Source organism: Devosia sp. P3_B2 (assembly GCF_056402875.1).
Genome location: NZ_JBFUGO010000015.1, coordinates 84,999 through 110,173, shown reverse-complemented (window position 1 = coordinate 110,173; position 25,175 = coordinate 84,999). Strand labels below are relative to the sequence as shown.

Sequence of the window (25,175 nt, the reverse complement as noted above, 5' to 3'; positions counted from 1 at the left end):
GGTGATGTCGTCGCCGACATTGCCGGTCTGGTCCTTGGCGGTCGCCGTGTAGATCCAGGTCTCGCCCTTCTCCAGCAGATTGTCGCCATCGTCGCCGCTCACGTAGTTGGCGCTGATGTCACCGAGCACATCGTCGACCAGCGAGGTGATAGTCAGTGGATCGGTGTCCGAGGTGCTCTCGTTGGTCACTTCATAGGTGTAGACGATGTCGCTCGTCGTCCCCTCGGCAATCGTGGTGATGTCCGGGGTCTTCACGACCTTGATGTCGGGGGCGCCGTCATCGGTGCTGGGCTTGCTGAAGGCGGCCCATTCGTCGAAGCCGCCGTCCTCGGCGTTGGGGTCATTCACGTTGCCGTGGCTGGGTGCGCCGAAGTTGGTGTAGATCGTGACGTAACCCGATGCAGGAAACGCATCGACCGGGATCAGCAGCGCATAGTCGTCCGTGCCGCTGCCGCTCGAATGTTCGGTGAGGATCAGGGTCTGGTCGGTGGTCTGATCGAGGTCGAAGATCGGCGTATAGATCTGCGAGGTGTTGGCGAACGTGTCGGTGGTGTTGTTGAAGTCGCCGGCAGCCGCCTGGTTCGGAGAAACAAACACCTTGAGCTTGTTGAGCTGCACGAGATCGGGCGACTCATTCAGGTCGAGCCTGAAGATGTAGTAGGTCACACCATCCACTACACTCGTCTGCAGGCTGCTGAGCTGGATGCTCTCGGTCTTGGCCGAGTTGGTGTCGAGATAGTTGCCACCAGCATTGGAATTGTAGCCCTCAGCGGTGCCGTCGGTCGACTGCGTCGCCAGGAAGGTGTTGTAAATGCCGGTTCCCGAACCAACGGGAACGTCATATTGGAAGATTGCATTGCCGCCGCTCACGGTCGCAAGCGTCACGGAAGAACCAGGGCTGGTCAGGTCGGTCATCGCACACTCCCCATCGTTCAGGACGGTGGATGTGCGCAGCGCCCCCGCGCGCGGCCCTCCACTGTCGAACATGTTGTGCCGAAGACCCTTCCGCCTCCGCCGCACGGCCGGGGCGGGTCTAGTCGGTCCGCTATGAATGGCGCATCCACCAAGCGTTATCCATATACCTGCAGGTATACGAACCGTTAACCATCAGGACCCTGACAGCAGAGCCCTCCCTCACCCCAAGACGGGACAAGTCATCCGAGGCCCTGGCGGCGGGATTGACCGGCAGCTTGATCACAACTTTACTATTCGACGACGGCCACGTTTCCGTCTGTAGCCGGATAGGCTACCTTGGTCTCCAGCAGGCACCCATTTGGTGCGCCAACTGCAAGAAGTAGAACGAGTGGATAGGTAATATTGACTAGTCTTGACCTTCAGAGTGGGGCCAAGCGTAGTCCGGTGCGGCAGGAACACGCTGCGGTTGCGCGAGACAAGTCGGCGCGCGCCGAGCGGTTTCGTATTGCCGCGGAGCTGCATGACGGCATCCTTCAGGAGCTTACAGCTGCCGACTTTGCGTTGAAGGTGCTGCTTGATGCCGCCGAGCCGGGCGCGAAGCCGGCGATCGAGCGCGCACGTGGCATTCTTCGCGAACAACACGGTTTGCTCCGCCACTATGTCACCAGCCTCCGCGAGGGACCAGATCCACCAGGCGCGGAAACAGGCGCGAAGATAGCGACGGTGGTGATCGCCGACGACCACCCAATCGTACTCAAGGGCCTGTCGGCACTCATCGATGGGGACGCTGACTTTCGCGTAGTTGCAACCTGCGCGGACGGCGCGCTGGCGCTCGAAGCCATCGGCGCGAGCGCACCCGATATCGCTGTCCTGGATCTCAACATGCCCGGGCGCTCGGGCCTCGAGGTTCTCCAGGAGTTGCGCGAGCGGGCATTGCCCACCCGCGCAGTGATCCTCGCGGCATCTGCGAGTGATGCCGAAATCTACGATCTGTTGGCCGCCGGCGCCGCCGGCCTTGTTTTCAAGGAAAGCGCAACGGAAAGCCTGCTCCACTGCCTTCATGTCGTTACCGCCGGCGGCCGATGGCTGCCGGTCGAGCGTACGGACGCCGCGGCACTTCGCGAAGCGACGCGCCGAAAGGTATGGAAAGAGCTCTCACTGCTGCTGACGTCGCGCGAAATGGAGATCGTCCAGTTGGTGTTGTCGGGTGAAAGCAACAAGAACCTGGCGTTCCGACTCAAGGTCTCGGAAGGAACCGCCAAGGTTCACCTCCACAATATCTTCCGCAAGCTCGGCGTCGGCTCGCGCTCCGAGCTACTGAGCCTCGCCGGCGGACAGGCCGGCAAAGGAAACGACCACCCGCACGGCTAGTCGGAAGCTGAGCTTGGGCGGGGCGCGGCCAATTCACCGTTGCGCATCGCTCCCCGCACAGGGTGCCGCAGATGCAGGCACAACCCCGGAGAGCGGACGTAGTGGTGTGCTACTGATCTGCTTGGAAAATGGTGCTGCAAGAGAGGATTGAACTCTCGACCTCTCCCTTACCAAGGGAGTGCTCTACCACTGAGCTACTGCAGCTAACGCGGAGGCCGGGTGGCGAGGCCCCCGGCGGCGTGGGGCGGTTACTGCCACAGGGCTTGGCACCGCGCAAGCGCAAAAAAGCTTGCAAACGGGGTACAGCCTTGATCGGTGGTTGCTGGTAGATTTGGTGCACCGTGCGGCACGGCGTTTCTGGTTCGCCGCGCCGATGGTGGATATGGGCGCCGACGAAACAAGGACTTGCATGTCGGAGAGCAGGACCGGGCGGGAGCAGAGATCGGCCGCCAAGCTTCGGGAGAACCTGAAGCGGCGGAAGGAACAGGCGCGGGCTCGGTCGGCAACTGCCGGTAAACAGGAATCGGTCAGGACATCGCCTGAGGACGCGGAGGTGGGGGACGCGTTGAAGCCGGGGCGTGACTCGGATAGCTAGGGCAAGGGGCAGAACGCCTCGCAGTCGGGAAGTACACATGGATCGCATTCGTCTGGTCGGGGGCAACGAGCTGAGGGGCGAAATCCCTATCTCGGGCGCAAAGAACGCGGCCCTGCCGCTGATGATCGCCTCGCTGCTGACCAAGGACCCGCTGGTACTCGAGAACGTGCCGCGGCTGGCGGACGTCAACCAGCTTGAGAAGATCCTCGAAAACCACGGCGTCGATATCGCCGTGCACGGCCGCAAGGCGCCGACGCTGGATGGCCAGCGGATGACGCTGCAGGCCGCCGAGATCGTCGACACCACCGCCCCGTACGAGCTGGTTTCGACCATGCGGGCGAGCTTCTGGGTGATCGGGCCGCTGCTGGCGCGGGCGCACGAGGCGCGGGTGTCGCTGCCGGGTGGTTGCGCCATTGGCACGCGGCCGGTGGACCTGTTCCTGCAGGGGCTCAAGGAGCTCGGGGCCGAGATCGATATCGACGAGGGTTACGTCGTCGCGCGGGCGCCGAAGGGCGGGTTGCGCGGGGCGCGCGTGGTGTTCCCCAAGGTGACTGTGGGCGCAACGCACGTGCTGCTGATGGCGGCGACGCTGGCCAAGGGCACGACGGTGCTCGAGAACGCGGCGATGGAGCCTGAGATCAGCGATCTCGCCGAGTGCCTCGTGAAGATGGGCGCCAAGATTTCCGGGATCGGCACGCGCACGCTGACCATCGAGGGCGTGGGTGAGCTCCATGGCGCGACCCACGCCGTTGTGGCAGACCGGATCGAGACCGGCACCTATGCAATGGCGGCCGCGATGACCGGCGGCGACGTGCTGCTGAAGCATGCGCGGGCGGAGCATCTGCAGGCAGCGCTCGATACGCTGGGCCAGGCCGGGGTGCACATTTCATCAGAGGCGAACGGCATCCGCGTGCGTCGCAACGGCAACGGGATCCAGGCGGTGCATGCCGAGACCCAGCCGTTCCCGGGCTTTCCGACTGACCTCCAGGCGCAGTTCATGGCGCTGATGACCATGGCGGACGGCACCTCGCAGATCCGCGAGACGATCTTCGAGAACCGCTACATGCATGTGGCAGAGCTGGCGCGGTTCGGCGCCGATATCAAGGTCGATGGCCAGGTGGCGACGGTGACCGGCGTGCCGCGGCTCAAGGGCGCTCAGGTGATGGCGACGGACCTTCGCGCCTCGGTGTCGCTGGTGATCGCGGGGCTGGCGGCGCGCGGCGAGACGGTGGTGAACCGGATCTACCACCTCGATCGCGGGTTCGAGCGGCTCGAGGACAAGCTGAGCGCCGTGGGCGCGGAGATCGAGCGGGTTACCGGCTGACGATGATCGAGTGGCTGGGAGTAGGCCTGCTCATTGGTCTCGTTCTGGCTGCTCTACTTTTAGTCGTTGGTCGATTTTTGCCCCATGGCCTGCCGTCGCGGTTGTGGATCGGGCTATGTGTTCTGGTGCTTGGCGCGGCCTGGTTCGCCTGCGTTACGGATTGGCTCTGGATGCTGGATCGCACCGCCGAGCAGTCGCACAACAGGCTTGAGGGATCGGCGCTGACGGGGGCGTTGCTCAGCGTCACGTTGGGCTGGGTTCTTGGAATACGCTGGCGGGCCAACAGCTGGTAGCGGCTTTTCCTAACGCACCGATTGCTCCCCTGCCCCCAAACTTGTAGATCGTCTTCCGGGCCCCCACTTGCTGGTCAACTTCACCGTTTCCGGACCCCCTAGATATGACCGATCTCAAGCTTCTGGCGCTTGATAGCGAAGACCTCGACGTGATTTCGGCGACCACGCAGGACGCCATCGTGCGCGTCGGCGACATGGGTTACGCCAAGGCCGACAAGCGTTTCGCGCTGCTGATGAACCGCTACGCCTGGGAAGATGGCGCTGGTGCCAAGGCCGGGGTGCGGAAGCGCGCGGCGCTGCATTTCGACCGGGTGACCGGGGTGAAGGTGGCGGGGATCGATACCAATTCGGTCGAGGGCGCGCTGGAATTGCTGACCATCCGGTTCACCGAAAGCGAAGCGCCAAGTGGTTGGGTTGACTTGGCTTTTGCCGGTGGCGGGACGGTTCGGCTGGAGGTGGAGGTGCTGGAGGCGCGGCTGCAGGACCTGGGGTCGGCCTGGGCGGCGAAGGCCAAGCCAGAGCACGCTTCCTGATGCCGGTAAGGCTTGATAGCCGCGATGCCGGCTTTGCTAAATCCTTTGAAACGCTGCTGAATTCGAAGCGGGAAGCTTCGGAGGAAGTGGGTAGCGCGGTTGCCGCGATCCTTGCCGATGTGAAGGCGCGGGGCGATGCGGCGGTGATCGAATACACCGAGCGGTTCGACAAACCGGCTGCAAATCTATGGTCTATCCGCGTCACGGACGAGGAAATAGCCAACGCTAGTGCACGAACTTCTGCCGATGTTCTGTCGGCGCTGACGGTGGCGCATGAGCGCATCCGCGCGCACCACGAAAAGCAGAAGCCACTCGACCACATCTACCAGGATCACCTTGGGGTGACGCTGGGGACGATCTGGACGCCGGTCGAGGCGGTGGGCATCTATGTGCCGGGCGGCACGGCGGCCTATCCGTCCTCGGTGCTGATGAACGCGGTGCCGGCCAAGGTCGCCGGCGCGAGCCGCATCGCCATGGTGGTGCCGATGCCGGGCGGCGAGGCGAACGACGCGGTGCTCGCGGCGGCGAAGATTGCCGGGGTGACCGAGATCTACCGGATCGGCGGGGCGCAGGCGATCGGGGCACTGGCGTATGGCACGGAGACGATCCCGGCGGTCTCGAAGATCGTCGGGCCGGGCAATGCGTATGTCGCGGCGGCAAAGCGCCAGGTGTTCGGCACGGTGGGCATCGACATGATCGCCGGGCCCTCGGAAGTGCTGGTCATTGCCGACTCGTCGGCCAACCCGGCCTGGGTGGCGGCGGACATGCTGGCGCAGGCCGAACACGGCGGCGGGGCGCAGGCGATCCTTATTACCACCGACCACAAGTTGGCGGACCTGGTCGAGGACGAGGTATGGCGCCAGATCGAACTGCTACCGCGAGCCGAGATCACGCGCGCGGGCTGGGAAGAGTTCGGTGCGGTGATCACCGTGGCCTCGATGGCGGAAGCGGTGGAGCTGGCGAACCGCATCGCCTCGGAGCACGTCGAGCTCGCGGTCGACGATCCGCAGGCGCTGCTGCCCAAGATTCGCAATGCTGGTGCGATTTTTCTCGGGCATCACACGCCCGAGGCGATCGGCGATTATGTGGGCGGTTCGAACCACGTGCTGCCGACGGCCCGCTCGGCGCGCTATGCGTCGGGGCTGGGGGTGCTGGATTTCATGAAGCGTACGTCGGTGCTGCAATGCGACCCGGCCTCGTTGGCGGAACTGGCGCCGGCGGCGCGGACCCTGGCCCAGACGGAGGGGCTCGAGGCGCATGCGCGCTCGATATCGATAAGGCTCAATCGGTAGATGGCGCTCTCGCCGCGACAGTTCGATCCCAAGAGCGATCGTATCGTCGCCGTGACCCTCGATCCCAACACGATCACCTCGGTCGATCCCGACGAGGTGCATGAATGGCGCATCGCCATCTACGACCTAGTCGAGGAGAACGTCTTCGCCCCGGCGCGGGTGAAGGCGACGGGGCCATATGCGCTGCACGTCTCGATCGTCAGCAACTATATCGTGCTCGATGTGCGCAACCCGGACACCTATGAGCCGATCGCCGCGCACTATTTGTCGCTGACGCCGTTCCGGCGGCTGATCCGTGACTATTTCCGCATCCGCGAGAGCTATTACGACGCGATCAAGACCGGATCGACCTACCAGATCGAAACCGTCGACATGGCGCGGCGCGGACTGCACAACGATGCGGCGGAGCTGCTGCGCACCCGGCTCGACAACAAGCTGGAGATGGACCTCAACACGGCAAGGCGCCTCTTCACGCTGATCTGCGCGGTGCAGCCGTTTGCCAGCCGGATCGATGAGCGCGAGTCGACGCTGCCGACGGTGCTGTTCGTCTGCTCGATGAACTCGGTGCGCTCGCCAATCGCCGCGGCGCTGGCGCGCCGGTTCTTCCCCGGGCGGCTGATCGTGCGCTCAGCTGGCGTTCGCTCGGGCAAGGCAGATGGGTTCGTGCACGAGGTGATGGAAGAGATCGGCGTCGATATGAGCGTCCACACCCCGCACACCATGGACGAGCTGGTGGCCAACCACTTCGACCTGGTGATCACGCTGTCCAACGATGCGCCGGAAGCGGTGGAGCGGCGTGGGCTGGAGATGGGTGCGATCGAGCATTGGCCGATGCCGGACCCCACGGAGACGGAGGGGAACCGTGAGGCGGTGCTGAGTGCGTATCGCACGTTGAGGGATACGCTACAGCAGCGGGTGCGGGAGCGGCTGGAGAAGCTGGTGGCAGCGCCGACCAAGGCGGCTTGAGCTCTGCCCTTGCCCTCTCCCCTTGTGGGAGAAGGTAGGAGGTGGCCTACTTCTCAAATCCAGCGCGCTGCACCATATGAACATAGCATCGCCACCCACGGGTGGTTCACAAACCGGGCGGCATCCAGTATAGGTGGCGCCCAATTCGAGCCCCCGACATTGTCAGTATCGTGTTTCGCGGGGCCGTCTCAGGAGAGAGAATGGCTAAGGAAGAAGTGCTCGAATTTCCGGGCGTGATCACGGAACTGCTGCCCAACGCGACCTTTCGGGTGAAGCTGGAGAACGAGCACGAGATCATCGCCCATACGGCCGGGCGGCTGCGCAAGAACCGCATCCGCGTGCTTGCCGGCGACAAAGTGCTGGTTGAAATGACCCCCTACGACCTGACCAAGGGCCGGATCAACTACCGCTTCAGGTAAGTTCGGGAGCGCGGCGGCAGAGCCATCGCGCGCCTCGGATGGAGACAGTATGGCCAAGGAAGAAGTGCTCGAGTTTCCGGGGGTGGTAACGGAACTGCTGCCCAACGCGACCTTTCGGGTAAAACTCGAAAACGAGCACGAGATCATCGCCCATACTGCCGGCCGCATGCGCAAGAATCGTATCCGCGTGCTGGCGGGCGACAAGGTGTTGTGCGAAATGACACCTTACGATCTGACCAAGGGCCGGATCACGTACCGCTTCAAATAGGGCACTCCATGGCCAGCCGTCCCGAGCTCATTCTCGCGTCCGCATCGCCGCGACGCCTGGCGTTGCTGAACCAGATCGGCATCGAGCCCGAGCATCTGGTGCCGGCGCATATCGACGAGACGCCCGAAAAGGGCGAGCTGCCCCGCAAGCTGGCGCAGCGTCTCGCCGACCAGAAGGCGATCACCGCGCAGCATAAGGCCAAGAGCACCGGAATCGCCGGCAATGCGCTGGTGCTGGCTGCCGACACGGTGGTGGCCGTGGGCCGCCGTATCCTGCCCAAGGCCGAGACGATGGAAGAAGCCTCCGAGTGCCTGCGCGTGCTTTCGGGCCGCTCGCACCGGGTGTTCACCGCCGTCACCATGCTGACGCCGTCGGGCCAGATGCGGAAGCGCCTGGTCGAAACGCGCATCCGCTTCAAGCGGCTTTCGGCGCGCGAAATCGAAAGCTACCTCGCCAGCGCCGAATGGCGCGACAAGGCGGGTGGGTACGCCATCCAGGGTATTGCCGGGGCGTTCGTGCTGAAGCTGCAGGGGTCGTACTCGGCCGTAGTCGGGCTGCCGCTGAACGAGACGGTGGGGCTGCTGGCGGGCGAGGGCTATCCGGTGCACTTCAACTGGCTCAACCAGTCGAGCCTGACGGCGGTCTGAGATGACCGCCGAAATCATCAAGCTGAAGCCGACTCGGCCCTGCCCGATCTGCGGCAAACCGTCGAGCCAGCAGCACCATCCGTTCTGTTCCGGGCGCTGCCAGGATATCGACCTCAATCGCTGGCTCAGCGGGAGCTATGTGATTCCGGCGGAGCCGGTTGAGGTGGATGAGGAGGACGGGGTGGTGACGCAGGATGATGGGGATGAGGAGTAGGCGCTGGGTGCCTGGCCTCGACACCTCTCTTGCGATTAGCCCAAGAAATCGCTTTCTCCCCCGCAAAGGGGGGAGATGAACAGTGCCCTCCATCTGCGTTGGAGTATCAGTCGGGACTCTCCCCCTTGGCGGGGGAGAAAGCGAAAACTTGGGCTTAGCGCAGCTAAGTCCTTAGTTTTCGCAAGAGAGGGGGTCAGCGGTCTCTCGTCTCGAGCACGATTCTCAGTTTCTCGAAGACGCCCTCGGGGTTCTGCAGGACTTCATTGTTCCAGATGCGAAGGGTCCGGAAGCCGGTTGTCCGGAAGTGTTCGTCGCGGAGTTGATCTGTTGCGGAGCCGGCGTGCTGGCTGCCGTCGAGTTCAATGATCAGGCGCGCCTCGAAACAGACGAAATCGAGGATGTAGCCGTCGAGGGGGACCTGGCGTTTGAACTTGAGGCCATCGAGTTGGCCGGCGCGGAGGAGCGACCAGAGCTTGCGCTCGGCATCGGTGCCGTTGGTGCGGAGCGATTTGGCGAAGGCGCGGTGCGGAGGTGGGACTGGCTGGCGCATGCTTCACGACCCCCTCTCTTGCGATTTCTAAGGCTTAGCCAAACGGCTAAACCTAAGAAATCGCTTTCTCCCCCGCCAAGGGGGAGATGACGACTGATGGTTCGGCGCGTCCTGCCCTATGGCATCAGTTGCCCGCCGTTCACGTCGATGATCTGCCCCGTGATGTAGCCAGACATCGAGTCCGAGGCCAGGAACACGTACGCGCCCACACAGTCCTCAGCGGTGCCCAGCCGTTGCATCGGGATTTGGGCGGCGGCGGTGTCTTTCACCGATTGCGGGGTCTTGTCGTGGAACGGGGTGATGATGAAGCCCGGGGCGACGACGTTGACGCGGATGTGGTCGGGGGCGAATTCGCGGGCGGCGTTGCGGGCGATGGAGTGCACGGCGGCCTTGGCCGAGGCATAGACCGACGAGCCGGCGAAGCCGCCGAAGCGGCCGGCGATCGAGCCGGTGTTGATGATGGAGCCGCCGCCGGCTGCCTTCAGATGCGGGTAGGCCGCCTTGGTCACGGCCAGCACCGAGCGCACGTTGAGGTTATACACCTGCTCGTACATGGCCTCATCGAACCCGGCATTGGTGACGCGATCGAGGATGGCGCCTGCATTGTTGACGAGGATATCGAGCCCGCCAAGCCCGGCGACCGCATCGGTGACGATCTTTGCGGCGGAGGCGGAGTTGCTGACGTCGCCGATGACCACCACGGCCTTGCCGCCCGCAGCGCGGATTTCGGCGGCGACGGCCTCGGCGGCTTCGGCGTTCTTGTTGCCATGCACTGCCACCGCGACGCCCAGCCGGCCGAGCTCACGCGCCACCGCGGCGCCGATACCCGTCGACGAGCCGGTCACCAGCACGCGCTTCCCCTTGAGATCCTCAAGCATCTTCTTCCTCCAAAAACGTCGCGAGAGACTAAGCATCACCGGCCGGAGTGCAAGGCCGCAAACAACGGTGCATTGCGCATCACCAAACCGCAGGCACGTCAGCGATGCTGCTGTAACTGTCATCAAATCGTCGCAACAGTCGCTCTGCACCGGTCCGTGGGGGGCCGGCCTGCTGGTCCTGAGGGGGAACCAATGGCTACTGCAGACACGGCCGTAACGTCAGGCCGAGGGTCCGGCCTGACGAAGGACGAACGATTCGTCATCGTCGCGTCGTCGACCGGCACGATTTTCGAGTGGTACGACTTCTATCTCTACGCCACGCTGGCGCCGTTCTTCGCGGCGCTGTTCTTCCCACCCGGCAACGAAACGGCAGCGCTGCTGTCGGCGTTCGCAACCTATGCGGCGGGCTTCCTGGTCCGGCCGTTCGGGGCGCTGTTCTTCGGCCGGATCGGCGACCTGGTCGGCCGCAAGTACACGTTCCTCATCACCGTGCTGGTGATGGGTATTTCCACCTTCGCGGTCGGCCTGTTGCCCACCTACGCGACCATTGGATGGGCAGCGCCGATCCTGCTCGTGCTATTGCGGCTGCTGCAGGGTCTGGCGCTTGGCGGCGAGTATGGCGGGGCGGCGACCTATGTGGCCGAGCACTCGCAGCCCGGCCGGCGCGGCTATGCGACCAGCTGGATCCAGACCACGGCGACGCTGGGCTTCTTCCTGTCGCTGCTGGTGATCGGGCTGTCGCGCACCTCGATGCCCACTGCGGTATTCGCAGACTGGGGCTGGCGTATCCCGTTCCTCGTTTCGGTGGTGCTGCTCGGCTATTCGGTGTGGGTGCGGCTGAAGCTCAACGAATCCCCGATCTTCAAGAAGATGAAGGAAGAGGGCAAAGGCTCGAAGTCGCCGCTGACCGACAGCTTCCTCAAATATCCCAACAACAAGCTGGTGCTGCTGGCGCTCCTGGGGGCAACCGCCGGCCAGGGCGTGGTGTGGTACACGGGGCAGTTCTACGCGCTGTTCTTCATCAACATCACCCAGCAGGTCGACTACCTCACGACCTACATGCTGGTCGGCCTCGCGCTGCTGCTCGGCACGCCGTTCTTCGTGTTCTTCGGCTCGCTGAGCGATCGGATCGGGCGGCTCTACATCATCCTCGCGGGGTGCCTGATTGCGGCGCTGAGCTATTTCACCCTGTTCGGGTGGCTGGCGCAGGCGGTGAACCCGGCGCTCTACGAATACCAGCAGAAGACCACGATCGAAGTGGCGGCCGATCCGGCGCAGTGCCACTTCAACGTGTTCGTGTTCCCGGGCACGGTGTTCGGCGATTGCGACCGCGGCAAGGACCTGCTCACCAAGGGTGGACTGAGCTTCAACTCCGTGGCGCTGCCGGCAGGGTCGCCGGCGACGCTGACGATCAACGGCACCACGGTGACCGGGTTCACGGCGCCGAGCTGGAACCAGGCGCTGATCGACTCGGGCTATCCGAACCTCAAGGCGACACCGTCGACGATAGCGATCTCGCCCGAGCAGGCAGCGGCCATTGCCCAGGCGCAGGCCGACAAGAAGCCGGCCGATGCGATCGCCGCGCTCAATGCGGCACGGGTGGCGGCGGATCCGGCGGCCAAGAAGCTGGCCACGGTGACGGCCGTGCCGGCGGTGGACGCCGCTGCGACCTCGGTGGATGTGATCGAGTACACGACGGTGCCGGCGGATACGTCGCGCATCAACTGGTGGATGGCCATCGGGGTGCTGTGGATCATGGTGATCTTCGTGACCATGGTGTACGGGCCGATCGCCGCATACCTGGTAGAGCTGTTCCCGACCAAGATCCGCTACACCTCGATGTCGCTGCCGTACCACATCGGCAATGGCTGGTTCGGCGGGCTGCTGCCGCTGGTGGCAACGGCGATGGTGGCGGCCGCAGGCAACATCTATTTCGGCCTGTGGTTCCCGATCGTCGTGGCGCTGATGACGGTGGTGGTGGGCGGGATTTTCCTCCGCGACACCAAGGGACGCGACCTCGCCGAGTAGCGGCAAGGCCAATCCGGAAGGGCCCCGCGCGGGCCCTTCCACAAGCTGCGGGGCAACCGGCAAAACCCGCTTGCACACCCCGGCAATGCCCCCTATAAACCGCCCGACTTAGCGCCCTCGGGCGCCATGGTTGCCCGGGTAGCTCAGTTGGTAGAGCAGCGGATTGAAAATCCGCGTGTCACTGGTTCGATTCCGGTCCCGGGCACCACCACCCATCCCCTACAGTCAGCAACAACAGCCGCAAGGCTGGGCGTCTGCGCGGGCTAATCGCCCGGCTACGCGGGCTTCTCGGCAATAAGGCAATGCTCCGTGTTGGTCCAACGAGGACCAACGGACTCCACGCGGTTCCAACGAGTGGAGGTCGGTCAGGAGCACGGTTGACTGCCGCCGCGACAAGAGCGTTGTAAGGCGTCCCCGCCCTGGAGGACGCCCCCGTGCCCAAGACCTACACCGGCCCCCAGCTGGCCAAGCTGACCAAGGACGGCGAGTACCGGATTGGCCCGAACTGCTTCATGCAGATTAAGGGCCTGAGCCGCTCCTGGTTATTCCGCTACCGCCGCCACGGCCGACTGCATCGCATGGGCCTCGGCAATGCTGGGGACTACACCGCCACGGAGGCCCGCAGGAAGGCCACAGCGGCCCGCAAGCAGCTCGATGACGGCATTGACCCGCTACGGGCCCGGCGAGCCGAGCGCCGGGCCCTGACGGCCTCCGGTGCCAGCCCGACCTTCGAAACGGTGGCGCTCGAACTCATCGAGGTCCGGAAGTCCGGTTGGCGCGACAAGCGCCGCCCCGAACAATGGAAGGCCAGTCTACGCACCCATGCCAAGCCCATTTGGCAGATGCCCGTGGCAGAGGTCGTGCTCGATGACGTGCTGGCCTGCTGCAAGCCCATTTGGACTAAGCAAGCGGAGACCGCAGGGCGGGTGCGCAGCCGCGTCAAAGCCGTGCTCGACTACGCGATGGCGAAGGGCTACCGGGAGCACGGCCCGAACCCTGCAGACATCACCGGCCCGCTGGGCAAGCTCCTGCCACAGGTCTCCCGCACCGACCGGACCGAACACCATGAGAGCGTCCCATATCAGGCCCTCCCCAAGCTCTATGCCCGCATCACCTCGGTCGGCTCGGCGGCTACCCAGATGCTGGCCCTGACCATCGTCACGGCCGTGCGCAGCGGAGAGGCGAGGCTAGCTCGGTGGCGCGAGTTCGACCTGCAGAATAAGGTGTGGTGTATCCCGGCCGAGCGTACCAAGACCGGCCAGCCTCACCTCGTGCCATTGACCGACGAGGCCATCGCGCTACTGGGCGAGGTGCGAAAGCCCTACCGGCTGGTGTTCCCGAGCGTCCTATGGCCCGGCAAGCCCATGTCGGACGCCACAGCGCTCAAAGCCCTACGCAAGCTGACCGGAGGCAAGGAGACCGTCCACGGGATGCGCGCGGCATTCAAGACGTGGGCAAGCGAGCAGACGGACTTTCCGTGGGAGATATCGGAGGCCGCGCTAGGCCATCAAGTTGGCACAGAGGTGGAGCGCGCCTATGCCCGCACCACGTTCTTCGACAAGCGCGTCGAGCTGATGAAGGTGTGGTCGGCACATCTTCTCAGCGGAGGCGACCCTACGAACAGCGCGGGTGCCTGACTAAGTCTATTCGGGCTCTTTTGCAGGCTCTTTGGCGAGGAACAGGGCACGCACCTGAGACGCAATCACCTCTCCCGCCAATCGAGACTCATCTGTACCAAACTCAGGCATGCCCCAATGAAGCGTGTGCGAGGGCTGGGCGACATATTTTGTGCCATCAGGACCCTGCTCCTCGGGCAAACCGTCGAGAACAAATCGGGTTCCCAGTTTCCGGTCCGCGAGCAGCGCTTGAACAACCTCTCCGACGTTCAGCTCAGCGAAACGGTGTGTTGAGGACAGTTTCTTTCGGAATGCCCGGCGCAGCTCGGCAACCTGCTCCTCGACCGTCGTCCCTAAGGACTGCTTGTGGTCGTAAGATGGTGCGTCTTCGCCCGCGCGCCGCTCAAATGCCTCGCCGGATATGCTTCCCTTGTCCGTGATGAGCGTACCCTTCACATGTCGAAGGACGTCATCGGACGCCGTCAAATCTTTCATTCGATTGCAACCAGCGGCCGCATGTCAAATCCTAGTGCGAGACCCAGTATTCCGGTGGGTGTTGTCAAGCCGACACCCCGCACGTGACCATGAGCGGTGCTCCTTCCTAGAGCGACGAACCGGACCTCATCGCCCCCCAGAAATTCCACCGAGAAGCGTAGACCACCCTCTCTCTCCCAGAGAGCCTGAAGGTTTCCGCTAGACAACAAGAAGAGCGACGGCGTGCGGACGGCGTGCAAGTCCAAAAAGTTCAGGAGCTGGTCGCGCGACACGCTGTTGAACGGCGATTCATCCTCGCTTGCTTCAACAGCTAGGGCCTGCAACCGGTCCAGGACCTGCGAGCGCTGTAGTGGGTCAAGATATACCGTTCGGCCCGATGGCATTGGGTCGCCCTGACCGTAGAAGCTAATGAGGCTGCTGTAGGGATTGAACGTGCCAAGACCGGCCCAGATGCCACCCCCAGATTCCCAAGGGGCATAATGGTAGTTTCCGACTGACATTCCGAGTGTCGAGCCAGCTTGGTTGGAAGCACCGGTGGGGCCAGTTGCTCCGCTCGGTTCGACCATCCAAACGTTCCGCTCGATTTGAGTCGCCGCCGTTGAAGGAAAGTCACGCCCAGTATTATCCACAAGGCGAAGATTGGAAGTTCGAGCGCTCATCATGTTCCCAAGTGGCTAAGAGCCGAAATGCTTGGGGCGGTCGCCAAGCGCCAGGCTTCCTTCGCCAGCTCCTTTAGAACCTCGGGTATTTCCAGACCGACGATTGGAGATGCAGGCAATGCGGTATTCACGTCGGCCTGAGCGCTGAAAAGGAACTCCTCCCCGCCCAAATCCTCAAATGTTGGATTAGCACCGGCATGGAGGTTGAAATTGCGTATGCCAAGAATGCTTAGCGCAATGACCCTATTAATATCGCGGTCCATCGAAGGCAATTTTGCGCGACGGTTAAGTTGAAAGCGAAAGTCGGACCCGTCGTCAAACGGAAGCTCAATGCCGATACTGTCCGCCGCCTTCTTTACGGCCTCCTGCAGCGAAGTGCAGCGCTGAAAGCTTGCAAGCACAACTGAGAGACGGGTCGACCTCTCGTGAACCAAGCTTGGAGAGGCCATTCCTTCTGACACAAGTGCCAACATTTTCTCCGCGTCGACAATCGCATCTGGGGGGATTTGTGGTCGCACCAACACGTCTAGTCTCTGCGACTGGTAAGTAATCTCGCAAGCGTTCCCGCCAATGATTCCTGACGCCTTGGCGACGGTTCCCACTGGTGTAGTTTCTTGCCCGAAATTTGGAGGACGCTCTCCGAAGATGCGTTCATACAGCAGCTCCGGCTTCTGGACCTCAATAATCGGCCCGAATGAAACCAGCTGAATACCAGATATTTCCCACTGCATGCCTGTCCCCCAGTGCTGCTAGGTAGCCTGAAGATTGTCTCAACATCAATCGCCTGGAGAGGAAATGGGTATCAAGCACTGACTTTGCGACTCTGGAGATATCGAGGGGTGACTTCGGCGAAGGTGTGCGAGTATCCAAACGACCCTCTCAAGGATTTGCCTCGCTCCTCTAGACCTCTAGGAACGCCCCAAGGCGCGCCCGAAGCTCCGTGCGCATCGTCTTTGTCGTCTGGCACTCCCAGACCACCATCACCTGCCACCCCAGCGCGTCCAATTCCCGAAGCTGCCGCTGGTCCCGCTCCGCGTTGCCCGAGAGCTTGTCCGTCCAGAAGTCGACGCGGGTCTTGGGTAGCCGCGACCGCCAGCAAGTCGGGTCATCATGGCGATGCCAAAAGCACCCGTGGACAAGGATGACTTTGCGGAGTGAGGGGAACACGAGGTCCGGCGTCCCCGGCAGGTCTCTGCGATGCAGGCGGTAGCGCTTTCCAAGTGAGTGGGCCAGTCGGCGCACTATCATCTCGGGCGCGGTGTCTTTGGCCCGAACCAGAGCCATCTGTCGGCTGCGTGACGGGTCGACCGGCGGACTACTCGTCGCCGTCATCCGGTTCGTCCTCGGCGAGAGGCTCGTCTGTGTCCGGCACGGGTGCTGCGGCTACCATGGCGTCCTGCGCAAACGCCGCTAGGAACCCTTCGATTATGGTATCGCGGTCGGTGAAGGGTGGGTGGTCCACAAAGTGCTGGGCGAGGTCGCTCTCGATACGGGCTCTCGGGCGCGCATCAGCCTTGTCCGGGTCCATGGCCCATTCGACCCCCGGATGCATGACGTGCCAGGGTGGCCTCGAGTTCTTGCGCGCGGCTCTGTCGCCATGCATCGACAGTCCCCAGCAGATGTCCGTTTCCTTGTTCCAAACGGGCCGGAACATATCGATGAGATGCGGCTCGGCAGTTCTCTGCGCGTGGGTTGCGGTCACCAGGCGGCGGCAGGTGAAATCCTCCGGGCGGAGTGGATACTGCAACGAGTTGTCCAACTCGAATTTGCTCGCGGTCCTGATACCTCGCCGGTGCTCACTCAATCGGTCGTAGAGCTTGGTGCCTTGTTGCAGGAGCGTCTGGGCGGCAGTGAGCGCTGGGTCTGCTTTGCCAACGTATATCGGCGTCTCAGTTCCGCTCAGCGGCGCGTAGGCTGGATGGTCGCCATGATAATAGATGGCATAGACACCTGCCCCGTATGTCTTCTGGATGAGCTGCAACGGCACTCGCGGTTGCGCCAATAGCGCGGCGGCTACCAAGCGACCCGCTTGAGCCGTGTCAGCTGGGTCGAACCACTTGGAGGGGACCTTCACGGGGTCCATCGTCCCGGCAACCCTATGGAGGTCGGCCGCGATGGTGACCAATACCTCGCGCGTCCGCTTGGATGCTGGCGGTGAAAGCGAGGCCGCCATCGACTCCATTTCGTCGACGGCGGCCCGGAGCCCATCAATGATTTCCACTTGCCGTGGAGGTCGTTTCGCCATTAGGCGGCTTTCGATTGTTTCGGTGCAGACTTCGCCCGCTTCAGTGTGCCGATTACCGCCTTCGCGGCGACTTCGGCCAGCTGTACCGGCACGGCGTTCCCGCACTGCCGCATGTTCTCAGACCACGACCCGACGAACTCGTAGTCATCGGGCATCCCCTGGAGCCTAGCCGCCTCTCTGACCGTAAAATACCGGACAGAGCCGTTGGGCATCGCCACCATATTCTCGCCGCCAGGCACCCCGTGTACCCCGGCTTTGAGGGCCTTCGCGGGAAGGTCAATGGGGCTGCCTGTATGGCCAGGATACGAGCGAGCGCCGGGCTGAGCAACGTGGTTCGAAAGGTCCTTGCGGGCTCCCGGCTCGCCGAGGTCCGCGATTGCATCCCTGACGGTGCGCCAAGCCAGCAGAGGCGGCTCGACCAGGTCGTCCTTCATCCGTCGAACGAGCGCCGCATCGGTCGAGGATGGTTGGCCGATGGCCTTAATGCCGTGCCGCTTCCAATACGCGCCGGAAACCCACTGGTCCCATAGGAGCCGTTCCCGCGAATGCGTCGGAACGATGCTCGGGGGAGAGGCATCCAGGTCGGCGCTAATACCGGTGATGAGAACCCGGTGGCGTTGTTGCGCCGCGCCATAGTCGGCCGCGTTCACCTTCTGAACGCGAACCTCATACTGCCTCGCCACACGTGGTGCCTGACGCAGCTTCACAAGGTGGTCAATCCAGTCGTCGTCCCCGCCCTGCTGGATATTGGGCATGCTCAAGGACAGAACGACCCATTCAAGGTATTCGGCAAAAGCGTGGCGGGTGAGACCGCGAACGTTCTCGAACAGGAAACCGTCCGGGCCAGTTTCTCTGACGGCCCGCACCGCCTCGGGCCACATGTCTCGTTCGTCGCGATGACCAGCGTGGCGACCACCGACACTGAACGGCTGGCACGGAGGCCCGCCTGCGACCAGGTCGACCCCGCTATAGTCCGCCCAGTTGACGAGCCTAACGTCCTCTTGATTGATGGGCCACTTCGCGACGTGCGTCAGCTTGCGCTTCTTGTTGTGCAGGACGTTTGCAACCGAGTGTTTATCCCACTCGGACATCCGCAACGGCTTCGCACCAGACCGGGACAGCCCCATGGCAAGTCCACCACAGCCGGTGAAGAGCTCGACGCACCGCATACCCTGACCCTCTTCATCGCGGCGAGCCGAAGCACGCCAGCGACTCCCTATTTCGCCAGTCCTAGCATGGAATTCTTAGTGAACGAGGCGTTAACAGAGTATTGCCCCAGAATGATTTTCGGGGACAATGTTCTCTATTCGTTCACAATAACCGACCGGAGTGGCGGGCGTCAAGATGCCAGGCGCCGCTCCAGCATCCGCTCCTCTAACGGTCCGATGCTGGCTGTCACCGCTACTGCTTTTGCAGCTTCCCATCCAAAGCCACGAAGGTGCCGTACACGCACTCGACGACCAACTTGCCGTAGGTGCATCGACCGTTGCGAATGTCGGCTTCAGTCAACCATGCCGCCGTGCGGTCTTCGAATGAGCGCACGACATAAGCGAACTGGTCGGCCATCTGGTCCCGGTAACGTTGCTGGGAAGCCTGTCGCTCCTGGAAATCAAAGTACGCGCTTGCGCCCCAGACCGCCGCACCAACCAGCACAACAGCGATAACAAGTATCCTGGGGCGGAACATTGCATTGAAGGCCTTCAGCCCCACCAAGCTGGCCGTTCCGCCCAGCGCGCGCCCAACGTGCTTGACGCGCTGAACGTTCTGCTGTGCCAGCAGTCGCTCTTCCTCAAGGTTCGGCATCACCACCCCCATACTTCGAAAGAGAATACAGAGAGCCGTCGTCACCGTCACTCCACCGCGCCGAAAGTGCCACAAAGCCGCGCACGCGGCCGTACGCGGGCTTCGGCGAGTTCTGGGGCCACCCATGCTGGCGCTTGCCACCAGGCGGCACGTTGGCGGCGTGTGCGGCCATATTCGGGCCGATGCTCAAGCAGCCGAGTCCGAAATCGTCAACTATCGATATTTCGCGGTCGGCCTGGCGAGTAGGTTCGGCCTTTACGTCGGGATGCCCGGAACGCGGCCGTCACCGGCTGGGCCGGTCAAGGCTACCTAGGCGTCGACGGTCAGCCTGCCGCTATCCTGTTGTTGCGAACGATTCGCAACAATGTGATTATGCCGAGCCGGAGCGAGGAGTAAGTCGGCCAAAATAGTTGTAGCTGCTCCGCTCCTGCGCCCAAGCCGCCCCGTGGGGCGTTAACCATAGCAAGGACCCGTTCGATTCAAATGCCACGTATCGGCTAAAAGCCCGCGCCCAATCGGCGCAGCGACGCTTCGATGGCTTGGCGGCGATGCGGCGGACAAGGATTGGTGCGGCTGCTCGGGTCAATCCGGTTAGGCGCGGCCCGCATCACCTTGCCGCTGTCGGCCAGCACGTGGGCTATCCAGCAGCTCTTGGGCACGAAGCCCTCGTTGGCCCGCACATCGTCCTGCACCTGCTTGTAGGTCGGCATGAAGCCCTCACTCAAACTGCACCATATTGCCCATCCTAGCCGCCGAGGGCGAATAGGGGGCGCACAACGCTTACCTGCGCGCCCCAACTACCTTAGATGGCAACGGCCTCGGGGTCGAATTTTACCATCGGCGTGTAGCTCTGGATGATAGAGCCTGTAACCTTCGCGTTGGTTGCCTTGCCATCCGGAGTGGTTTCGACCGTCCCACCGATGCCCTGGCGCACGCGGTATCCAATCTCCCGGTTGATAGTGCCCTTCAGCGGATTGCCGCTCTTGAAGATGTCATCCTTCACGTAGTCCTTGTATTTGCTCGCCCACTTGGGGTTCTGCACGCAGACCTCGATGGCGTCGTTCGTGATGGCGCGTGTGAACTTGCCGTCACGGCAGAGCTGCTTCGCGACCTCGACGACTTCGTCGACCAGCTCCCACATGAGCTTCACCCGCGCCTTGTCCTCGTCATTAAGGTAGCCCGCGCCGAAGGCATGCTCATACAAGACACGCTGAACATGTTCCGTGAACTCGCGACGTTGGGCCGAGGCCTCACTCATCAAAGCGTGGTAAAGCGGTGCCGCGAACGGGACGGTCTGCTTGATGGTCTTCGGGTCATCCATGGAAGCTCTCCTGTTGGGATGCATTACCAGCGATGTAAGTATGAACTGCATCCGCGTCAAGAGCGATTCACCACCGCCGATAGGATTCTTTCCATCGGCGCGTTAGTTCTGATGAGGGCGCAACGCCCTGTCCCCTTAAGGGGGGACGTGGGCGCGCCTGCAGCCTCTTGCGCATGGTCTGGCGCACGCGCGCCGCCGGGGGACGCCCGAGAACCGGGCATTTGGTGAACTTGGCGCAACGACAGGCGCAGGCGCAAAGGCGGGCGCGCGCCGCCCAAAACCCGGCGATTTTCGCCTAGTCCGTTGCGCCTATGCGCCTGCTTAGAGCTACGGGGCTTTGAGGCCTATTCGGGCACCACCGCACCGAGCAGAAGCGCCGCGTCCTCGCCGGTCTCGGTAGCGCGGATACCGCCCGTGTCCTCCAACAGCATGTCGTCATCGAGCAGCGCCGCGATTGCCTTGTTCACATTCGCTTTGCTCATACCCTGCGTCGCTGGGTCGAAGAGGTCCGACCGCTTGGCGACCATCCCGGCCTCGGCGATGCGCACCAGCACCAGGTCCTTGGCCGACTTCGGCTCCGACGCCACGGCCCGCGCGCCCACGTGCTTCATTGCCAAGCTGGTGCGAAGGTCGTCGCCGACGATGACGTGCACCGGCTCGAACGTGAAGCTGGTGCCTGGAGCCGCATCGCGGATTTCCTCGACCTCCACCACGGTCTGGCCAGCGGCGTTCTTGCCGACCTTAATAGTGGAGTCGACGGCTCCGGGTAGCGCTGTGCTCCCTCGGCCCTGCTTGCCCTCATCCTTGCCGCTGTGATGCACAACGAGCACGGTGCCGCAGTAGTGCTCGCGCACCCGGTCCAGCCCCTTCACGAAGCGGTTCATGTCGGCCGTGGAGTTCTCGTCGCCATCCATCGACCGCGCTACCGTGTCGAACACAATGAGGTCGCAGGGCTCCACATCCGCTGCGAGGAAGTCCTTGAGGTCCTCCTTGGCATCGACCGCTACACGCATCGGCACGACGGCGAACCGACCCTGCAGCTCCTTGGGGTCGACCTTGTTATGGCGGCACCAAGCCAGCACGCGGTCGCCGAACCGGGCACCGCCGCCCTCGCCGATGACGTAGGTCACCCGGCCCCGCTTCACCTCAACACCGTGGAATGGGCGGCCAATGGCCACGCACAGGCACAGGTCGAGCGTCACGAACGTCTTGTTGCTCTTCCGCCGTCCGTAGACCTGTACCAGTGCGCCCTGCGGCACCATGTTGGCGACGAGCCAAGCCGGGGGTGGCAGCGTCATCAAGTCGCCGAGGGATAAGCGCTTGAACCGGGCAGGCCGGTTCGACGTCTGGGTCTCCTCGCGTGGGCCTCCTACATCGTCGTCCCAATCGTTGCCCGACAGTGCGTGCACCAAGTCTCCACGTCCGACGTCGGTCACAGCCTTGAGCAACGAGCGGTAGGTGACGCCATCAGGCCGACCCGGTGTGAAGGTGCTCCACTTGGCCTCGTTGATGGCAGCGTCACCGGCGTCGTAGCCATCGTCGCGCGCGCACCAGTCCAGCCAAACGGCCATCCCCTCCGGGTCTCCACCCACCGCATCGTGGCACGCGGCCGAGATGCGTAGCCAGTCGTCGTACTCAGCGTAGGATTTGGGGTCGAGGGCATCGAGCAGGACACGCAACTGCTCGACCGTTAGTTCACCACCCTCGCCGGACCGCTCGGCCAGGTCAGGACGGCGGGCGTCGTTCAACAGAGCCTGGGGGATTGCCGGGACGTGCTCAAAGTGCGGGTAGGCGGCGTCCACCGCATATGGCTTGCCGGTATCCGGGTGGATGGAGCCCGGGGCAACGACGTAGCCGCCCTCCGCCTTGATATCGATGCCTGGAAAGCCGGGCAGCTTGCCGCGCAGCCGGACGCCGGCGGGCTTCTTCAGGTAGATGTGCGTCCCTCCGCCGCCCGAGTGCACGCGGGGCGACTCCTCGTCCAACAGCCACGACAAGCTCTTGAAGGACTCGTCGCCGCCGTTGCGCGGGTCGACGTCCAGCACTACGTCATCGGGGCCGAGGCGGATACCAAGATTGCCCTCGCGCTGCAGGTGCTGGACGAAGTCGAAGTTGCTGTAATCCGCCGTGCGCCATCCTTCGTGGGATGGCACCTTCGAGGCGGGCTGCAACGGAAAGATAATGTAGCCCGCGTCGACGAACGGCTGCAGTTGAGCCACGGCGTCGTCGACGTTGGGGACCGGATGACCAACGGTCACTGGACTCTCCTAGGTCGCATCCTGGGGAGTGCTGATGGAGGTCCCCTCGCCATCAGGGCCAGGCACCATAATGGTGTAGCCGTTGGGGGCGCGGGCAGCGATGGGCATGGCCCACTGCTTCTCGACGACTCGCCATGCGACAATCGGGAGCGGCGCCTTCCCCTCACGCAGCAGCTTGGTGCCCGGCGCGGCAGGGATGATGGGATTGATTACATAGACGTCGGTCATCGATTGTCTCCAACTGAGGGGTCCTGGACCGCCGCGAGCACCGCGTCGATGGCGGCATCGACAGCGATTTCGGCGTCCTCATCGACGCCGAGGAAGCTCGTCTGAAGTCCGAGCGAGTCGATGTGGCGGACCGAGGTACTCCCCTCCCGTCGCCAGCTGGACAGCTCACTGACTTCATCAGCGTTGAGGGGCCCCGCGACCGCGCTATCGACCGCGCGAGCCACATCGATTCGATGTTCAACCTGCACGATGACGAACCGAACCGGCCTGCCCGCGATGGTGGCGACACGCACCCCACGACCGTCGGCCGTCACGCCCCAGTCAAACGAGAGGCCGAGGTCAACGCCCTCTTCGAGAGCACCATCTGAGACGGAGCGGGAAGGTGCGCTCATCTCGCCCCCTTGGGGGCGTTCCAGGCCTTCCAGATTGCGTTGTGGTCAAGGTCCGAAATGGTCTTCGGGAGAGCGGCCTGCCACGCTGCCGTGGCGAGCATCTCGTCTGCCATCCGGTCCAACTCGGCCAGCGAGTAGAAAGTCCGAGGACCAGCGGCTGCCGAGATGATGAAGCGTCGTTCGTTTCTCATGGTGTACTCGTCGGTTGTGCGCCTCCGTGGCGCGGGGTGATGGTTCCCTCGGTGGCCGTCGAGGAGTGAGCCGCCACCGAGGGGGAGGTCGGGTGATGTCCCCCGACCTCGATTGCGCGCCGGTTCCCGGAAGTGGAGACGCAGCGCGCTATTCGGTCACTCCACGAGCAGCAACGCCGCCGGATGGATGTCAGGGCGAGGAGCGATGACGAACCCCCGGTCCCATGCGGCCCAGAACGCAACCGCCTCCTCGACTTCGAGCGCCTTCAGCTCTTTTGCGATGCGCTCGTGTTCGGCTGCCCGCAGCTGGTCGCTGATAGGCTCCGGCAGGTCCGCATAGATGCGCTTGGCCTCGGACTGAATGAGGTCCACTACAGCATCGAAGTGGAGGGCGATGACGAAGCCTTCGAGGTCAGAGACGGCCGGGATGACGTCGCCGGGAAGGTCGGCCGTAAGGCTGAGCGCCTTGACGGGCCAGCGAAGGTCACCGCTCCGGCTCACCGTGGGCTTGCCATCTGCGGCGCGTGCCTTTGCCTTGGCGACCGCACCTGCAGCAAAGTCAGTCAAGGGGATGGGACGCTTCTCGAGCGCCTTGTCCTCCGACAGGAAGGCCTTTCGCTTGGCCTGCTTACTGTTGTAGTCGCCGACAGGGTCACTGCCCAAGTAGGGTTCGTGCCGCAACGGACGCAGGTTGAGTCCACGCTGTGCCACCAGCATGTCGATGTTCTTGATGACCGTGGCGAGACTACCGACAAGCTCCGAACGGCCCTTGTTGCGGACCTGGCTGTCGGAGATTTTGCGCTTCAGGTCGGCGATGCTTTCGTCGGTTTCCTTCTGGTGAAGCTCAAAGGCTTCATCCGGCCGCCGCCCCGCGCGGTTGTACGCGGATTCCATCGCGAGCATGCTGGTCTTAAGGCGACCAATCTGCCAGCGAATATCGCTTTCGTACTCGAGGGCAGGGTAGATGCCCGCCCGCTCCATTTCCTCAGTGCTCTCCAGCCGGTAGCGACGTTTGGCCACCTCAGCTTCGAGTTCAATTGTCTCAGTCATTTCAAGCTCTCCATGCCACCGGCGGTGGCAATCTGATGGGCGACCCAATCCGCGACCTGGTCGCTCGGCCAGGCCTTCACGGCCGTGCCTGCCAAGGGGATGGGTCGGGGGAAGCTGCCTGCGTCGATGAGGCGGTAAATCGCCGACCGGGAGAGACCAGTACGGGCCAGGACAGCCTTAAGGCGCAGCAGCGTTACGTCAGTCATCTTCGTCTCCGTCGTGTTCCCGTGGGACACTTCCGTTGGGTCCGACTGACCGCATTAGCTCCATGGAAACCAACAGAAGACGAGACATCACCCGGCAGAATTATCGCTGTTGCACCAATGCCTTAGAGTTCCCGGCGTCACGTGCCGACACCTTCTCAGCGAGCCAGGCTTCAATGTCGGTTTGCAGCCAAGCAACCCTGCGCGAAGAGACCCGCACGGGACGCGGGAACCGGCCAGCGGCGACGAGCGCGAACAGGGAACTGCGAGAGAGCGAGGTCAGCGATTGGACCTCGGGGCGGCGGAGAAGCGGTGTGACCATCGGAAGCATTCCGGTTACGAAGTGGTCAGACGGCTATCTCCCTTCATGGTCCTGGTTGGACCGGCACGGACGTTGCCATACGCCCCCGACACAAGTCCA

General features: G+C 63.3%; 30 protein-coding genes and 2 tRNA genes. 13 read left to right on the top strand and 19 right to left on the bottom strand.

Features of this window, described 5'->3' with window-relative positions; all coding sequences use genetic code 11:
* A partial coding sequence (locus AC1DV8_RS20375) for a hypothetical protein (protein ID WP_477158704.1) occupies window positions 1-915 on the bottom strand: 915 nt, incomplete at its 3' end.
* Between the two features lie 402 nt (window positions 916-1,317).
* Between AC1DV8_RS20375 and AC1DV8_RS20370 the strand changes: the two genes are divergently transcribed.
* Window positions 1,318-2,286, top strand: a complete 969-nt coding sequence (locus AC1DV8_RS20370; RefSeq protein ID WP_477158703.1) for a response regulator — start codon at window positions 1,318-1,320, stop codon at window positions 2,284-2,286.
* A 129-nt stretch (window positions 2,287-2,415) separates the two neighbouring features.
* Here AC1DV8_RS20370 and AC1DV8_RS20365 read toward each other — a convergent pair.
* A tRNA-Thr gene (locus AC1DV8_RS20365) sits at window positions 2,416-2,490 on the bottom strand.
* A 428-nt stretch (window positions 2,491-2,918) separates the two neighbouring features.
* On the opposite strand from AC1DV8_RS20365, the gene murA reads away from it, so the two are divergent.
* From murA to yacG, 9 genes are all read left to right on the top strand, one after another.
* The gene (gene murA, locus AC1DV8_RS20360) at window positions 2,919-4,205 is read left to right on the top strand and encodes a UDP-N-acetylglucosamine 1-carboxyvinyltransferase (RefSeq protein WP_477150436.1); all 1,287 of its coding nucleotides are present in this window, start codon (window positions 2,919-2,921) and stop codon (window positions 4,203-4,205) included.
* A 2-nt stretch (window positions 4,206-4,207) separates the two neighbouring features.
* On the top strand, window positions 4,208-4,498 hold the full coding sequence (locus AC1DV8_RS20355) for a hypothetical protein (RefSeq protein ID WP_477158702.1): 291 nt from the start codon (window positions 4,208-4,210) through the stop codon (window positions 4,496-4,498).
* A 104-nt stretch (window positions 4,499-4,602) separates the two neighbouring features.
* Window positions 4,603-5,031: a DUF2948 family protein gene (locus tag AC1DV8_RS20350; protein ID WP_477150435.1), complete on the top strand. Its 429-nt coding sequence runs from the start codon at window positions 4,603-4,605 to the stop codon at window positions 5,029-5,031.
* The gene (gene hisD / locus AC1DV8_RS20345; RefSeq protein WP_477150434.1) at window positions 5,031-6,323 is read left to right on the top strand and encodes a histidinol dehydrogenase; all 1,293 of its coding nucleotides are present in this window, start codon (window positions 5,031-5,033) and stop codon (window positions 6,321-6,323) included. The genes AC1DV8_RS20350 and hisD overlap by 1 nt, the downstream gene beginning before the upstream one ends.
* A complete protein-coding gene (locus AC1DV8_RS20340; protein ID WP_477150433.1) occupies window positions 6,324-7,289 on the top strand; it encodes a UPF0262 family protein in 966 nt (321 codons plus the stop codon).
* 200 nt (window positions 7,290-7,489) lie between these two features.
* Window positions 7,490-7,708 (top strand): translation initiation factor IF-1, encoded by a 219-nt coding sequence (gene infA / locus AC1DV8_RS20335; protein WP_055048078.1) that lies wholly within the window; start codon window positions 7,490-7,492, stop codon window positions 7,706-7,708.
* Between the two features lie 49 nt (window positions 7,709-7,757).
* Window positions 7,758-7,976, top strand: coding sequence for a translation initiation factor IF-1 (gene infA, locus AC1DV8_RS20330; protein WP_035082742.1), 219 nt, complete (start codon window positions 7,758-7,760; stop codon window positions 7,974-7,976).
* Window positions 7,977-7,984: 8 nt separating this feature from the next.
* Window positions 7,985-8,623 (top strand): Maf-like protein, encoded by a 639-nt coding sequence (locus AC1DV8_RS20325; protein WP_477150432.1) that lies wholly within the window; start codon window positions 7,985-7,987, stop codon window positions 8,621-8,623.
* Window position 8,624: 1 nt separating this feature from the next.
* Window positions 8,625-8,837: a DNA gyrase inhibitor YacG gene (gene yacG / locus AC1DV8_RS20320; RefSeq protein WP_477150431.1), complete on the top strand. Its 213-nt coding sequence runs from the start codon at window positions 8,625-8,627 to the stop codon at window positions 8,835-8,837.
* Between the two features lie 193 nt (window positions 8,838-9,030).
* On the opposite strand, the gene AC1DV8_RS20315 is transcribed toward yacG, so the two are convergent.
* On the bottom strand, window positions 9,031-9,387 hold the full coding sequence (locus AC1DV8_RS20315; RefSeq protein ID WP_477158701.1) for an endonuclease domain-containing protein: 357 nt from the start codon (window positions 9,385-9,387) through the stop codon (window positions 9,031-9,033).
* Window positions 9,388-9,503: 116 nt separating this feature from the next.
* Complete coding sequence (locus AC1DV8_RS20310) at window positions 9,504-10,265, bottom strand: SDR family NAD(P)-dependent oxidoreductase (RefSeq protein ID WP_477158700.1); 762 nt, start codon at window positions 10,263-10,265, stop codon at window positions 9,504-9,506.
* Between the two features lie 192 nt (window positions 10,266-10,457).
* Here AC1DV8_RS20310 and AC1DV8_RS20305 point away from each other — a divergent pair, with 192 nt between their 5' ends.
* The 3 genes from AC1DV8_RS20305 (at window position 10,458) to AC1DV8_RS20295 (ending at window position 13,930) form a co-directional block, all read left to right on the top strand.
* A complete protein-coding gene (locus tag AC1DV8_RS20305) occupies window positions 10,458-12,293 on the top strand; it encodes an MFS transporter (protein WP_477158699.1) in 1,836 nt (611 codons plus the stop codon).
* Window positions 12,294-12,425: 132 nt separating this feature from the next.
* Window positions 12,426-12,501 (top strand) — tRNA-Phe (locus AC1DV8_RS20300).
* Window positions 12,502-12,727: 226 nt separating this feature from the next.
* A complete protein-coding gene (locus tag AC1DV8_RS20295; protein WP_477158698.1) occupies window positions 12,728-13,930 on the top strand; it encodes a tyrosine-type recombinase/integrase in 1,203 nt (400 codons plus the stop codon).
* Window positions 13,931-13,936: 6 nt separating this feature from the next.
* Here the strand turns inward: AC1DV8_RS20295 and AC1DV8_RS20290 are convergent, their stop codons facing one another.
* From AC1DV8_RS20290 to AC1DV8_RS20220, 15 genes are all read right to left on the bottom strand, one after another.
* Entirely contained in the window at window positions 13,937-14,404 is a 468-nt protein-coding gene (locus tag AC1DV8_RS20290) for a hypothetical protein (protein ID WP_477158697.1), read from the bottom strand.
* Window positions 14,405-15,062: 658 nt separating this feature from the next.
* Window positions 15,063-15,794, bottom strand: a complete 732-nt coding sequence (locus AC1DV8_RS20285) for a hypothetical protein (protein ID WP_477158696.1) — start codon at window positions 15,792-15,794, stop codon at window positions 15,063-15,065.
* A gap of 169 nt (window positions 15,795-15,963) precedes the next feature.
* A complete protein-coding gene (locus AC1DV8_RS20280) occupies window positions 15,964-16,395 on the bottom strand; it encodes a very short patch repair endonuclease (RefSeq protein ID WP_477158695.1) in 432 nt (143 codons plus the stop codon).
* Window positions 16,379-17,284, bottom strand: coding sequence for an Eco29kI family restriction endonuclease (locus AC1DV8_RS20275; RefSeq protein WP_477158694.1), 906 nt, complete (start codon window positions 17,282-17,284; stop codon window positions 16,379-16,381). The genes AC1DV8_RS20280 and AC1DV8_RS20275 overlap by 17 nt, the downstream gene beginning before the upstream one ends.
* A 23-nt stretch (window positions 17,285-17,307) precedes the next feature.
* The gene (locus AC1DV8_RS20270; RefSeq protein WP_477158693.1) at window positions 17,308-18,477 is read right to left on the bottom strand and encodes a DNA cytosine methyltransferase; all 1,170 of its coding nucleotides are present in this window, start codon (window positions 18,475-18,477) and stop codon (window positions 17,308-17,310) included.
* A gap of 232 nt (window positions 18,478-18,709) precedes the next feature.
* Window positions 18,710-19,156: a hypothetical protein gene (locus AC1DV8_RS20265; protein WP_477158692.1), complete on the bottom strand. Its 447-nt coding sequence runs from the start codon at window positions 19,154-19,156 to the stop codon at window positions 18,710-18,712.
* A gap of 452 nt (window positions 19,157-19,608) precedes the next feature.
* Window positions 19,609-19,821, bottom strand: coding sequence for a hypothetical protein (locus AC1DV8_RS20260; protein WP_477158691.1), 213 nt, complete (start codon window positions 19,819-19,821; stop codon window positions 19,609-19,611).
* 92 nt (window positions 19,822-19,913) lie between these two features.
* On the bottom strand, window positions 19,914-20,432 hold the full coding sequence (locus AC1DV8_RS20255; protein WP_477158690.1) for a hypothetical protein: 519 nt from the start codon (window positions 20,430-20,432) through the stop codon (window positions 19,914-19,916).
* Between the two features lie 344 nt (window positions 20,433-20,776).
* Entirely contained in the window at window positions 20,777-22,690 is a 1,914-nt protein-coding gene (locus AC1DV8_RS20250; RefSeq protein WP_477158689.1) for an AAA family ATPase, read from the bottom strand.
* Between the two features lie 9 nt (window positions 22,691-22,699).
* Complete coding sequence (locus AC1DV8_RS20245) at window positions 22,700-22,918, bottom strand: hypothetical protein (RefSeq protein WP_477158688.1); 219 nt, start codon at window positions 22,916-22,918, stop codon at window positions 22,700-22,702.
* Complete coding sequence (locus tag AC1DV8_RS20240; protein ID WP_477158687.1) at window positions 22,915-23,310, bottom strand: hypothetical protein; 396 nt, start codon at window positions 23,308-23,310, stop codon at window positions 22,915-22,917. Before AC1DV8_RS20240 ends, AC1DV8_RS20245 begins: the two co-directional genes overlap by 4 nt.
* Complete coding sequence (locus AC1DV8_RS20235) at window positions 23,307-23,501, bottom strand: hypothetical protein (RefSeq protein ID WP_477158686.1); 195 nt, start codon at window positions 23,499-23,501, stop codon at window positions 23,307-23,309. The genes AC1DV8_RS20240 and AC1DV8_RS20235 overlap by 4 nt, the downstream gene beginning before the upstream one ends.
* Window positions 23,502-23,657: 156 nt before the next feature.
* A complete protein-coding gene (locus tag AC1DV8_RS20230) occupies window positions 23,658-24,551 on the bottom strand; it encodes a hypothetical protein (RefSeq protein ID WP_477158685.1) in 894 nt (297 codons plus the stop codon).
* Entirely contained in the window at window positions 24,548-24,757 is a 210-nt protein-coding gene (locus AC1DV8_RS20225) for a helix-turn-helix transcriptional regulator (protein WP_477158684.1), read from the bottom strand. The genes AC1DV8_RS20230 and AC1DV8_RS20225 overlap by 4 nt, the downstream gene beginning before the upstream one ends.
* 100 nt (window positions 24,758-24,857) lie before the next feature.
* Window positions 24,858-25,076: a helix-turn-helix transcriptional regulator gene (locus AC1DV8_RS20220; RefSeq protein WP_477158683.1), complete on the bottom strand. Its 219-nt coding sequence runs from the start codon at window positions 25,074-25,076 to the stop codon at window positions 24,858-24,860.
* Between the last annotated feature and the right edge of the window lie 99 nt (window positions 25,077-25,175).